The sequence below is a fragment of the Actinoallomurus sp. NPDC050550 genome (assembly GCF_040655075.1).
Classification (GTDB): domain Bacteria; phylum Actinomycetota; class Actinomycetes; order Streptosporangiales; family Streptosporangiaceae; genus Actinoallomurus.
The window spans coordinates 87,279-99,419 of record NZ_JBFAJC010000041.1; the positions used below are offsets into that span (position 1 = coordinate 87,279).

Sequence of the window (12,141 nt, forward strand, 5' to 3'; positions counted from 1 at the left end):
TTGACAGCACTCGGGATCCATGGTGACCATGCGACCGCCGGGCGTCCTCTCACCGTGAGTCGCATGCGCCGCCTTCTCTTACGGAGCCTTAATGTCACACATCACGCTGGACAATGATCAGCCGGGAATCCGCGGGCTCTTCCAATTCCGGCCGGAGACGGCGGTCCCGCTCAACCTGCTGGCCGAGGTGCTGTTGCGCGGCGACAGCACGCTGACCCGTGGCGAGCGCGAACTGATCGCCTCCTATGTCTCGTCGCTGAACCAGTGCCGTTTCTGCACTTCCTCCCACGCGGCGTTCGCCGCGGCCCAGCTTCCGGCGGGAATGGAGCTGGTGGACCAGGTGCGCGCGGATCCGGAGACCGCCCCGGTGCCGGCGAAGCTGAAGGCGTTGTTGCGGATCGCGGCCGCGGTGCAGCGCGGCGGGCGTGAGGTCACCCCGGACCTGGTGCGGGCGGCCCGCGCGGAGGACGCCACCGACCTGGAGATCCACGACACCGTCCTCATCGCCGCCGCGTTCTGCATGTTCAACCGCTACGTCGACGGCCTGGGCACCTATGCCCCTGATGACCCGGCCGCGTATGCCGCGGCGGCCGAGCGCATCGTCGCCTCCGGCTACGTCTCGAGCACCGACGACGCGGAGCAACCAGCACGATGACGGCCACGGCCTCCCGGCGCGGGTGACCCGAACTCCGCCCTGCGGGCCCGAAACTCAGGTCCTCGTCGGTATTTGTCGCTGGCGGACGACAAATATGCTTGTCGTCATCGCCCGACCGAGGATGTTCATGGACACCGCTCAGCCTCTGCCCGCCTACTACCGCCTCAAGCGACGCCTGCTCGCCGACATCGAGCGCGGCGAGTACGGCGTGGACGGCAGGCTGCCCACCGAGCACGACCTGTGCGCGGCGTACGGCCTGAGCCGTACGCCGGTGGCGCGGGCCCTGTCGGAGCTGGCGGCCGAGGGGGTCGTGGTCCGGCACCGGCGGCGCGGCACCTTCGTGAACCCCGACTGGATGCGAGCGCTGAGCGCGGCGCCGGAGGTCTCGGTGATCACCTGTGACCAGGCGTGGGAGGACCAGCTGCGCGAGGCGGCGGGCAACGACCTGCGCCTGTCGATCACGTCGGCGCCGCTCGCCGAGCTGCGGGGGGTGTTCCGCCGGGCGATCGCCGAGGGGCGCGGGCCGGACCTGGCGCTGGTCGACTCGGTGTGGGTGGCGGAGTTCGCCGAGTCGCACATGCTCACCCGGATCGGCGAGCTGGACCCCGAATGGGCCGCCGACGAGCACGACGCCGACTTCCTGCCGCCCTTCGCCGACGCGTACCGCCTGGAGGCCGACGACATCGTGGCCGTGCAGGCCGACGCGGACGTCACCGGCCTGTGGTACCGCCGGGAGGCCCTCGACGCCGCCGGGGCGTCCCCGCCCGCCACGTGGCGCGACCTGCGCGCCCTGGGCCGTACGCTCGCGGAGGGGTTGCCCCGCGACCGGTACGCCCTGGTGATGCCCGGCGGCCCGGCCGCGACGGAGACCGCGACGTACGCGCTCGTCGGACTGCTCGCCGCCAATGGCGCGACCATCTTCACCCCCGAGGCGGTGACGCTGGACTCCCCCGCGACGGTCGAGACGCTGCGGTTCCTGCGCCGCCTCGTCGACGACGGGGTCCTGCCGGCCGAGGTGGTGACCTACGACCGGCACAAGGCGGCCCGGCTGCTGGCGGCCGGGCGCGCTGACCTGTTCGTCGGCGCGAGCTACCACGCCGAGCTGCTCGCGGCCGAGATCGGCGGCACGCTCGCCGAGGTCGCCGAGCGGTTCGGGTTCGTTCCGCTGCCCGCCGGACCGTACGGGCCGCCGGCGATCCTGTGCGGCGGCATGGTCTACTGCATCCCCCGCCAGGCGCGGAACCCTCACCTGGCGATGCGGCTGCTGCGCGCGGCCACCGCGCCGAAGCGGCTGGCGGACCTGTGCGCGGAGACCGGCCAGCTCCCGCCGCGCCGCAGCGTGCTGGACGCCATGGCGCCGGTGTCGCCGTTCCACGCCCAGACCGCGGCGCTCCTCGAGCACGCGGTCGTACGACCGTCCTCGCCGGTGTACGCCTTGGTTTCCGCGCAGCTTCAGGTGCTCCTTGAGGGCGTGCTCACGCGGCGTTGGACCGCGGCGGCCGGCGTCGCCCTGGCGGCCGACCGGATCAGCGCCATCACGGGCCTCCCGGTCGTCCGCGGCTGACCTGGGTACATGATCGTCCGACGGCCGGGCCGGTAACGCGTTCGTAACCCATTGGGCCATAGCCCTTGACCTGGAACGCTCCAGCATCCAGATTTGCCACATCACAGTGGCAAATCCCCCTGGAGGGAGCGCAGATGCGTCGGAAATCGGCCTTCGTGATGACGGCGGTGATGGTCGCGGCGACGGTGAGCGCCTGCGGCAGCGGCGGGTCTTCGGACGGCAAGACGATCAAGGTCGCGTACCAGAAGTTCGGCAACTTCATCGGCGCGGACGTGCTGTTCAAGAAGATCAAGCCTGTCTTCGAACAGCAGAACCCCGGGTACAAGCTGAAGCTCATCCCCATCGAGGCGGATGAGAACTCCTACTACACCAAGCTCAACCTGATGCGGCGTTCCCCGAGCACCGCACCCGACGTCGCCTACGAGGACACGTTCTTCGTCAACTCCGACGCCCAGGCGCGCTTCCTGATGCCGCTGGACGACAAGTTGCAGTCCTGGCCGGACTGGTCGCAGTTCGTCGACGCCGCCAAGGTGGCGGGGCAGGCCTCCGACGGCCACACCTACGGCATCCCGATGGGTACGGACACACGCGGCCTCTGGTTCAACAAGCAGATCTTCGCCAAGGCCGGGCTCCCGGCGAACTGGCAGCCGAAGACCTGGAACGACGTGCTGGCCGCGGCCCGGCAGATCAAGGCCAAGGTCCCCGGCGTCATCCCCCTCAACGTCTACGCGGGCAAGGGCGTCGGCGAGGCCGCCTCGATGCAGGGCTTCGAGATGCTGCTGTACGGCACCGGCGACAAGCTGTACGACGACCAGACCAAGAAGTGGACCGCGCCGAGCAAGGGCATGGGCGACTCGTTCAACTTCCTGAAGACGGTCTTCTCCTCCGGCCTCGGCCCCACGCCGCAGCAGGCGCTCGACCCGCACTGGAGCGACAACGTCGCCGGGCAGGAACTGCCCAAGGGCAAGATCGCCATCGACCTGGACGGCTCCTGGCTGCCGCAGGCGTGGATCCCCGGCGGCGCGAACCCCTGGCCGCAGTGGTCGAGCACGCTCGGCACCGCCCCCATGCCGACCCAGAACGGGCAGGCGCCCGGCAAGGTCACGATGTCCGGCGGCTGGCTGCTGTCCATCGGTGCCCGCACCAAGCAGGCGGCAGCGGCCTGGAAGCTGGTGCAGCTCGCCATGAACAAGGAGAACTCGCTCGAGTTCTACGTCAAGGCGACGCAGGTGTCGGTGCGCAAGGACGTCGTCGACGACCCGAAGTACGTCGAGGGCAACCCGACCCAGAAGTTCTGGACCGACCTGGTGTCCGTCACCCAGTACCGGCCCGCGTACAGCGTCTACCCACAGATCTCCAACCAGCTGCAGGCCGCGACCGAGGCCGTGGTGACCAACCAGGGCTCCCCGCAGTCGGCGATGAACGACTTCGCCAATCAGGTCAAGCAGATCGCCGGCCCGGACAAGGTGGAGGCGAAGCCCTGATGGATCCCATGCGCTCCATGGGCGAAGGGACGCCCTGATGGTCGCAGTGGACCTGCCCGAGCGCACCGTCACCCGCCGCCCGCCCGCCCGGCGCGGGCGGCGGGCCGTCGGCCGAGCGCTGCCGCTGTTGCCCGCGTTCGGCCTGCTGGCGCTGTTCTTCGTCGGGCCGATCCTGTGGTGCGTCTACGCGTCCTTCACCGACATCGCGCTGACCGGCGCGGGCGCCAGCAGTCCGCACCTGGTGGGCCTGCGCAACTACCGGCAGATGTTCTCCGACCCGCAGTTCACCAAGTCGCTGTGGCTGACCGTCGTCTTCGTCGTCGGCTCGGCCGTCGTCGGGCAGAACCTCGGCGGCCTCGCGCTCGCGCTGCTCATGAACGGCCGCCGCCGGATCGTCCGCTCGGTCGTCGGCGCCATCGTGGTGGGCGCGTGGGTGCTGCCGGAGCTGGTCGCGGCGTTCATGTGGTACGCGTTCCTGTCCGACCACGGCACGCTCAACGCGATCCTGCACGCCGTCGGCCTGCACGGGAAGAGCTGGCTGTACGCGAGTCCACTGCTGGCGGTGACGATCGCCAACGTCTGGCGCGGCACGGCGTTCTCCATGCTCGTCTACTCCGCCGCGCTGTCGAACGTGCCGGACGAGCTCCTGGAGGCCGCCGCGGTGGACGGCGCGTCGGCGTGGCAGCGGCTGCGCCACATCACGATGCCGCTGATCCGGCGGGCGATGCTGACCAACCTGATGACGATCACACTGCAGACCCTCGCGGTCTTCACACTGATCTTCGCCATGACGGGCGGCGGCCCCGGCACCAAGAGCCAGACGCTGCCGATCTTCATGTACCAGGAGGCGTTCAAGTTCTACCACCTGGGTTACGGCGCGGCGCTCGCGATCGTGCTGCTCGCGGTCGGCGCGGCGTTCTCCCTGGTGTACCTGCGTGCCATGCGAAAGGAGCTGTGACGATGGCGGTCGCCTCTCCCACCGCCCCGAACCGGCGCAGCGCCGCCGTCGCCGCGTACGCGGTGCTGGTCCTGGTGGCGCTGGCGTTCCTCGCGCCGTTCGGATGGTTGTTCCTCGCGTCGGTCTCCGAAAGCCCGCCGCTGGACACGTCCATCCCCGACCATCTGACCCTGCGCAACTTCGCCGACGTGCTCACCGGCGACAACCTGCACTCGCTGGCCAACAGCCTGGTGCTGTCGATGGGCTCGGCGCTGCTGACGCTGCTGCTCGGCGCGCCCGCGGCGTACCCGCTGTCGCGCTACAGCCGCCGGTTCGGCCGCCCGATCCTGCTCGGGCTGCTGTTCGCCACCGGGCTGCCGGTCACGGCGATCATGGTCCCGGTGTACGGCCTGTTCGTCCAGTTGAACCTGCTCGACTCGACCCCGGCCACCGTCCTGTTCCTCACCGCGATCGGGCTGCCGATGGCGATCTGGATGCTGAAGAACTTCATGGACGAGGTGCCGATCTCCCTGGAGGAGGCGGCGTGGGTGGACGGGGCGTCCGGCCTGCGGGCGCTGGTGCGGATCGTGCTGCCGCTCATGGTGCCGGGCACGACCGTGGTGTTCACGTTCACCTTCGCCCTCACCTGGGGGAACTTCTTCGTCCCGTTCATCCTGCTCATCGATCCCACGAAACAGCCGGCCGCAGTAGCCATCTTCCAGTACTTCGGAGGAGCGGGAGCGTACTCCTCCTACGGACTGCTGGCCGCCTTCTCGATCCTGTACTCGCTGCCCGTCGTCCTGCTGTACACCGTGGCCCAGCGCACGCTGGGGAACGCGTTCGCACTGCAGGGCGCCGTCAAGGGCTGAGCCGGAGGAAAAGCCTTCATGCGCATCGCCGCCATCGAGTCGACCGACCTGTTCGCCGGCTCGACGTCGCATCCCCGACAGATCGTCCGCGTGACGCTCACCGGGGCCGACTCCCCCCTGACCGAGATCCGGGTGTCGCTCACCGGCCCGGCCGTGACGACCCCCGAGCCCACGATCGTCTCCCGCCTCGACCCGGGCGAGACCCTGGTCGCCGAGGTCGGCGTACGGCTCGCCGAGCCCGTCACCGAGGGTGCCGTCCGCCGTGTCACCGCCGTCGCCGAGACGCTCGGCGCGCCGGAGGCCCGGGTGACGCTCGATGGCGACATCGTCGCCGCCGTCACCGGCTGGACGATGTGGATGGTCTCGCACTTCCACTACGACCCGGTGTGGTGGAACACCCAGGCCGGCTTCACCGAGACCTGGTACGACCTGCCGGCCGCGGAGGGACGCCGCCCCGAGGAGGTACGGACCGCGTTCGACCTGGTCCGTCTCCACCTGGACGCGGCCCGGCGCGACGACGACTACAAGTTCGTGCTGGCGGAGATCGACTATCTCAAGCCGTACTGGGACGTGTATCCGGAGGACCGCGCGGACCTGCGGAGGTTCCTGGACGAGGACCGGATCGAGCTCGTCGGCGGCAACTACAACGAGCCGAACACCAACCTCACCCACCCCGAGTCGACGATCCGCAACGCCGTCTACGGCATCGGCTACCAGCGCGACGTCGTCGGCGGCGACCCCCAGTCGGCGTGGATGCTCGACGTCTTCGGCCACGACCCGGCCTACCCCGGACTGATGGCCGACGCCGGGCTCACGTCCTCGGCCTGGGCGCGCGGCCCGTTCCACATGTGGGGCCCGAACCGGCACGTCGGTGACAACGAGCGCATGCAGTTCCCCGCCGAGTTCGAGTGGATCTCCCCCAGCGGCCGGGGCGTGCTGACCGCGTACATGGCCAACCACTACGGCGCCGGCTGGGTCATGGAGGAGCAGGCCAAGACCCTCGAAGAGGCCGCCGACCTGGCGTACGGCCAGTTCCGCGAGCTGCGCCCGGTCGCGGCCACGCGCAACGTCCTGCTCCCGGTGGGCGCCGACCACGTCGTGCCGTCCCGGTGGAGCACCCAGGTGCAGCGCGACTGGAACAAGCGGTACGTCTGGCCGCGGTTCGTCGTGGGCCTGCCCAAGGAGTTCTTCGCCGCCGTCCGCGAGGAGCTGGGCGAGCGCCGCGCGGTGCCGGTGCCGCAGACCCGGGACATGAACCCGGTCTATACCGGCAAGGACGTCTCCTACATCGACACCAAGCAGGCGCAGCGGGCCGCCGAGGTGGCGGTGCTCGACGCCGAGCGGCTGGCCACGCTCGCCACCCTGACCGGCGCGGCGTACCCGGCCGAGGCCGTCGACAAGGCGTGGCGGCTCCTCGCGTACGGGGCGCACCATGACGCCATCACCGGCAGCGAGTCCGACCAGGTGTACGTCGACCTGCTCGCCGGCTGGCGCGAGGCGTACGAGCTGGGCGAGACCGTCCGCACCGCCGCCCTGGACCACCTGGCGGCACGGACCGACACGACGGGCCCCGGCCACCCCGTGATCGTGGCGAACACCCTGTCCTGGGCGCGCGACGGCATCACCACCGTCCGGCTCACCTTCGACGAGCCGCGTCCCGGGCTGCGCCTCGTCGACGACGCCGGCGAGACCGTGCCGTGCCTCGCCGAGGGCGTGCGCACGACCGAGACCGGCGAGGTGGAAGAGGTCACCCTCACCTTCCTCGCCCGCGCGGTGCCGTCGCTCGGCTACCGCGTCTACCACGTCGTCGACGCCGACGAGCTGCCCGCGGGCTGGTCCCCGGGCTCCGGCACGGAGGCGGGCAACGCGGCGTTCGCGGTGACCGCCGACCCGGCGCGCGGCGGCGCCCTCACCTCGATCCGCGACCTGCGGACGGGCCGGGAGCTGCTCCGGTCGGGCGGGCTGGGCGGCGAGCTGTACCTGCAGGAAGAGCACCCCACCCACCCCGTCTGGGGCGAAGGCCCCTGGCATCTCCTGCCCGCGGGCCCCGGCCACGGCACCGGCGAACGCCGCGCCACCGTCCGCGTCGAGGAGTCGCCGATCGGCCGCCGCCTCGTCACCGAGACGACCCTGGACGGACTGACCGTCACCGGCGAGGTCCTGCTGTGGGACGGCGTCGACCGGGTGGACTTCCGCACCCACGTCGGCGGCTCGATCGGCCAGGACCACCTGCTGCGGGTCGGCTTCGACCTGGACGTCCCCGGCGGCCGCCCGGTGTCCGAGGTGGGCTTCGCCGCCATCGGCCGGCCCTTCGGGTTCCCGGACGCCGACAGCGCCGAGGACCTGTGGACGCTCGACAATCCGGCCCACACCTGGACCGCGCTGAGCGCCACCGTACGGATCGCGCTGACCGGTGACGACGGCTCCCGGCAGGAGCACGCCGTCGGGGTCGCCGAGGTGATCGGCACGGACGAGGGCGAGCCCGCCCGCACCGTGCTGGCCGCCCTGGCCGCCCAGGGCGTGACCGCGACGTTCAGCCGCCCCGACGGCCCGCGCTACGGCGCGCTCGACGTCGACTCGAACCTGCCCGACGCGCGGATCGTCCTCGGCGGCCCGGCGGACAACCCGTTCGCCGCCGAGGTCCTGGCGGCGGCCGGCCCGGCGTACGAGGCGGCGCTGGCCGAGCACGGCCGCGTCTTCGTGCCCGCCGCCCGCCCGCTGACCGAGATCTGGGTGCCGGGCGCGGACCTGCGCGACGTACGGGACCTGCCGGTGCTCATCGTCGCCGAGGTCAGTGGGCTGTGCGCCGACCTCGACGACGCGACGATCGAGGTCCGGCGGCCCGCCGGGCTGGACGGGTCCGACGCCCCGTACGACGGCCGTTCGATCGCGCTGCTGAACGCCGGCATGCCGGGCACGGTCGCCACGCCGGACGGCCGGGTGTACCTCAACCTGATGCGGTCCTGCAGCACCTGGCCGAGCGGGGTGTGGATCGACGGCCCGCTGCGCACCGCCCCCGACGGGTCGAGCCTGTCGTGGCAGCACTGGAACCACACCTTCGGCTACTCCCTCGTGGCCGGGGAGGGCGACTGGCGGGCGGCCGGGTTCGTCCGGGCCGGGCAGGAGTACAACCACGCCGTGCTCGCCCGGCCCGCGGACGCGCATCCCGGCGAGGCCGCACCCGCGGACGGCCTGCTGACGGTGCAGCCGGACAACGTCCTGCTGTCCGCCCTCAAGCCGGCCGGCAACCCCCTCGCGGCCGCCCGTCCCGGCCGGGTCGATCCCGCCGAGGGCGTGACGGTCCGCGTGTACGAGTCCGCCGGCCGCCCCACGACGGCCCGGATCGGCCTGTTCACCGGCGTCGCCGAGGCCGGCCGGACCGACCTGCTGGAGTCCGGTGGCGAAGCGGTGACGGTCGAGGAGCTCCGGCTGGGCGCCGCCGACATCGTCACCGTCCGCCTGCACCCGGCGGGCGGCGCGACGCCGGGCGGCTCCGCCCTCGCGCCGGGCACCGAACCGGTCCAGCCGGTGTTCGGACGCTACTGGCTGCACCAAAAGGGACCCGCTCCCCTCGGGAACCTCCCGACGGCGGTGCACCTGTCCCCGCAACGGCTCTCCCTGACGGGGTCCGGGCCGCTCCGGCTCACCGTCGCCGCCTCAGGTCCGGAGGCGGCCGGACGGGTCGAACTGGACGTCCCCGACGGGCTCAGCGTCACCGGCCCGGCGCTGGACTACCGGCTCGCGCCCGGCGAGTTCGCCGAGTACGAGCTGACCGTCGACGCGTCGGAAGCGGCTCCGGGCCTGTATTTCGTGGGCGCCCGGATCCGCGACGATCTCGGCCAGGTCATCGAGGACGTCGTCACCGTGCAGGTCGGCGCGGAACCATCGGGGGAACCACTGGAGGTCGCCCTGGCCTCCCCCGCGCCCCGGCTCCGGCCGGGAGACGACGCCGAGATCGCCGTACGGCTCCGCAACTCCGCCGCCGCGCCGATCCGCGGTGAGGCGCAGCTCATCAGCCCGTACGGCACGTGGGGCCCGGACCACGACGTCCTGATCACCCCGTGGACGCGAGGCTTCGAGGTGGCCCCGGGTGCCGAGACGACCGTGCCCTTCCAACTCCACGCGCCCCGGACGGCCAGGCCGGGAAGCTGGTGGGCGCTCGTACGCGTGACGTACTTCGGCCACGTGCACTACACGGAAACGATCGCCGTGGAGGTTGACGGCTGACGGCTCCTGCCGAGGGTTTTCGGGGTCGGAGAGCCCCGGGAACCCTCGGCGGACGGGAGCCGGGATCAACGGCCAAAGATCACACGATTTGACGAAACCGTTGCGTTTGATCGGAATTGTCGTTGTTACAGCGGGAAAGTGGCGGATAGAGCGACCGATTCGCAGCAGAGAAAGGTGGTGGGTCACATGTCCGCGCGTCCCATGGCCGGCATGGAGCAGCATCCCGACATAGCGGAGCTCCGCGCCCGGTACGACCGTGTCGCCGAGACGACATCCGCCCACGCGGTCGACGGTCTCACCTTCCTGAGCGGCCTGTACCTGGCCATCTCACCGTGGGTCATCGCGTTCCACAGCCGCACCGCGACGCTCACCGTGAACAACCTGCTCTGCGGGATCGCGGTCACGCTGCTGGCGGTGGGGTTCGCGTCGGCGTACGGGCGTACGCACGGCGTCGCCTGGGTCGTCCCCCTCATCGGCGTGTGGACGATCATCGCACCGTGGGTGGTCAGGGGGTCCTCGGCCACGGCGTCAACGGTCGTCAACAACGTCATCACCGGTGCCCTGATCTTCCTGTTCGGGATGGGCGCGGTCGGCATGGGGATGATGTCGAACAAGACCGCTCGGCGCCGGATGTAGACCTGCCCACCATCCGCCCGGAACGCGCGGCGGCGGACGGCAGGGCAAGTGGCCTGCTCTGGAGCGGCACATACTGGCCCTTTTCGGGCAGCACCCAAAACTCCTAATGTGCCGCTCATGAGCAGCGCATGGTTCGAGCGGCCGGTCCTGGACGGACGCCACGTCCGTCTGGAGCCACTCGGTCCCGAGCACGCCGAGGGACTCCTCGAGGCGGGCAAGGACCCGGAGATCTGGCGGTGGCTGAACGTCCGGCAGCCGGCCGACCTCGACGAGGCACGCCGCATGGTCGAGAACGACCTGGCCCAGACGGCCCGCGGAACGCGTCTGCCCTGGGTCCAGATCGACGCGGCCACCGGGGAGGTCGCCGGCACGACGTCGTACTACGAGATCGAACCGGCGCATCGCGGACTGTGCATCGGGCACACGTGGATCGGTGCCCGCTGGCAGCGGACGGCCGTCAACACCGAGGCCAAGCTCCTCCTGCTGGAGCGGGCGTTCGACGTGCTGGGCGCCAACCGGGTGGGCTGGCACACCCATCACCGCAACGAACGCTCACAACGGGCCATCGAACGCCTCGGCGCGCAGCGGGAAGGGGTGCTGCGCAGCCACCGCATCCTGCCGGACGGCTCCGTCCGGGACACCGCCTGCTACTCGATGATCTCCTCTGAGTGGCCCGGCGCCCGCGACCGGTTGCGCGCACGTCTCGGGAGGGGCTGAGCAGATGCGGACGGCCGCCGTGCGGGCTCCTTGCGGGAGACCTCACGGCGGCCGTCTCTCACGTGGCGGGGCGGGATCGGACTCCCGTCACCGCACGCTCATCGCCGGCGAGCGGCGGCGGTGCCTCCGAGCGTGGCCTCGTACTTGTCGATGGCCAGGCCGAGCTGGGCGTACTTCTCGCTGTAGGCGACCGGGTGGGCGCCCGGGGCCGTCGGCGGGCGGTTCGGGTCCTGGTACTGGTCACCGAGGTTGGAGAACACCGCGATGATGTAGTTGCGGCCGTTCTTGCCGGGCAGGTTCCGGACGATTCCGGCGTCGCTGCCGGAGTTGCTGACCAGGCCGGTCTTGTGGGCGAAGGTCACCTCGGCCTTGGCGTTGCAGGGCCGCACGTCGTGCTGGTAGGCGTCACCGTCGACCGTGACCGTGCCGTCCGCAGCGATCCACCGCTGCGGGACGACCTGCGGCATTCCGGGCGCCGGGTAGTCCGCGCCGCACCAGTTCGAGGTCGACAGAACGTCGTTCATGCCCTGGTCGGCGAGCTCCTTCTTGAAGAACTCACGCGACGAGGGGCTGAGCACGTCGGCGGTGACCGCATTGCCGTTCGGCGCGGTCCAGACGGTGCCGGGGGCGCCGTTGATGAGGGAGAGGAGCTTGGCGGTGTCGAGCGAGCTCATCGTCACCGGGTTGCTCCAGTGCCCGCCGTTGGCCGCGTTGGTCCCCTTGACCTGCAGCGTCTCCAGACCCAGGTCCTGGAACGTCTGGTTCAGGTCATCGACCGCGTTGTGATCCCACAGCATCTTCAGCAGCGCGCAGGAGGCGCCGTTGGAGGACCAGGTCAGCGACGCGTCGACGTAGTTGCGGATCGTGTCGCTGGTGGCCCCGCCGCACAGCGAGCTGACCGTGGTGGGGTTGTAGGCGTAGGTGTCGTCGAGCTTGATGACGCCCTTGTCGACCAGCCGCAGCACCCCGAAGTTGATCATCAGCTTCAGGACCGAGGCCGGGTAGGGCAGCATGAAGTCCGTCGAGGCGTTCTCCCGCCCCGGAACAACGTC

9 protein-coding genes are annotated in these 12,141 nt (G+C 71.0%); 8 read left to right on the forward strand and 1 reads right to left on the reverse strand.

All coding sequences use genetic code 11. The features are described 5' to 3' along the window. Positions 1-91 precede the first annotated feature (91 nt). The 8 genes from AB0I04_RS39320 to AB0I04_RS39355 all read left to right on the forward strand — a co-directional run bounded on the left by AB0I04_RS39320 (position 92) and on the right by AB0I04_RS39355 (position 11,089). A complete protein-coding gene (locus AB0I04_RS39320; RefSeq protein ID WP_360896916.1) occupies positions 92-655 on the forward strand; it encodes a carboxymuconolactone decarboxylase family protein in 564 nt (187 codons plus the stop codon). 127 nt (positions 656-782) lie between these two features. Continuing rightward, positions 783-2,219 (forward strand): extracellular solute-binding protein, encoded by a 1,437-nt coding sequence (locus AB0I04_RS39325; RefSeq protein ID WP_360896919.1) that lies wholly within the window; start codon positions 783-785, stop codon positions 2,217-2,219. A 134-nt stretch (positions 2,220-2,353) separates the two neighbouring features. Next, positions 2,354-3,703, forward strand: a complete 1,350-nt coding sequence (locus AB0I04_RS39330) for an extracellular solute-binding protein (protein WP_360896922.1) — start codon at positions 2,354-2,356, stop codon at positions 3,701-3,703. 37 nt (positions 3,704-3,740) lie between these two features. Continuing rightward, the gene (locus tag AB0I04_RS39335) at positions 3,741-4,661 is read left to right on the forward strand and encodes a sugar ABC transporter permease (protein WP_360896926.1); all 921 of its coding nucleotides are present in this window, start codon (positions 3,741-3,743) and stop codon (positions 4,659-4,661) included. Positions 4,662-4,663: 2 nt separating this feature from the next. Then, positions 4,664-5,509 (forward strand): carbohydrate ABC transporter permease, encoded by an 846-nt coding sequence (locus tag AB0I04_RS39340; RefSeq protein ID WP_360896929.1) that lies wholly within the window; start codon positions 4,664-4,666, stop codon positions 5,507-5,509. A gap of 18 nt (positions 5,510-5,527) precedes the next feature. Further along, the gene (locus tag AB0I04_RS39345) at positions 5,528-9,736 is read left to right on the forward strand and encodes a glycoside hydrolase family 38 C-terminal domain-containing protein (RefSeq protein ID WP_360896932.1); all 4,209 of its coding nucleotides are present in this window, start codon (positions 5,528-5,530) and stop codon (positions 9,734-9,736) included. Positions 9,737-9,922: 186 nt separating this feature from the next. After that, a complete protein-coding gene (locus AB0I04_RS39350; protein WP_360896935.1) occupies positions 9,923-10,372 on the forward strand; it encodes an SPW repeat protein in 450 nt (149 codons plus the stop codon). A 117-nt stretch (positions 10,373-10,489) separates the two neighbouring features. Continuing rightward, positions 10,490-11,089 (forward strand): GNAT family N-acetyltransferase, encoded by a 600-nt coding sequence (locus AB0I04_RS39355; protein WP_360896938.1) that lies wholly within the window; start codon positions 10,490-10,492, stop codon positions 11,087-11,089. A 98-nt stretch (positions 11,090-11,187) separates the two neighbouring features. Here the strand turns inward: AB0I04_RS39355 and AB0I04_RS39360 are convergent. Then, on the reverse strand, positions 11,188-12,141 hold a 954-nt coding region (locus tag AB0I04_RS39360), incomplete at its 5' end, for a serine hydrolase (RefSeq protein ID WP_360896941.1).

What these genes read in the sequence shown, in the direction of transcription:
- AB0I04_RS39325 (WP_360896919.1), top strand. Translation starts at nt 783, where the DNA reads ATGGACACCGCTCAGCCTCTGCCCGCCTACTACCGCCTCAAGCGACGC.
- AB0I04_RS39350 (WP_360896935.1), top strand. Translation starts at nt 9,923, where the DNA reads ATGTCCGCGCGTCCCATGGCCGGCATGGAGCAGCATCCCGACATAGCG.
- AB0I04_RS39335 (WP_360896926.1), top strand. Translation starts at nt 3,741, where the DNA reads ATGGTCGCAGTGGACCTGCCCGAGCGCACCGTCACCCGCCGCCCGCCC.
- AB0I04_RS39355 (WP_360896938.1), top strand. Translation starts at nt 10,490, where the DNA reads ATGAGCAGCGCATGGTTCGAGCGGCCGGTCCTGGACGGACGCCACGTC.
- AB0I04_RS39320 (WP_360896916.1), top strand. Translation starts at nt 92, where the DNA reads ATGTCACACATCACGCTGGACAATGATCAGCCGGGAATCCGCGGGCTC.
- AB0I04_RS39330 (WP_360896922.1), top strand. Translation starts at nt 2,354, where the DNA reads ATGCGTCGGAAATCGGCCTTCGTGATGACGGCGGTGATGGTCGCGGCG.
- AB0I04_RS39340 (WP_360896929.1), top strand. Translation starts at nt 4,664, where the DNA reads ATGGCGGTCGCCTCTCCCACCGCCCCGAACCGGCGCAGCGCCGCCGTC.
- AB0I04_RS39345 (WP_360896932.1), top strand. Translation starts at nt 5,528, where the DNA reads ATGCGCATCGCCGCCATCGAGTCGACCGACCTGTTCGCCGGCTCGACG.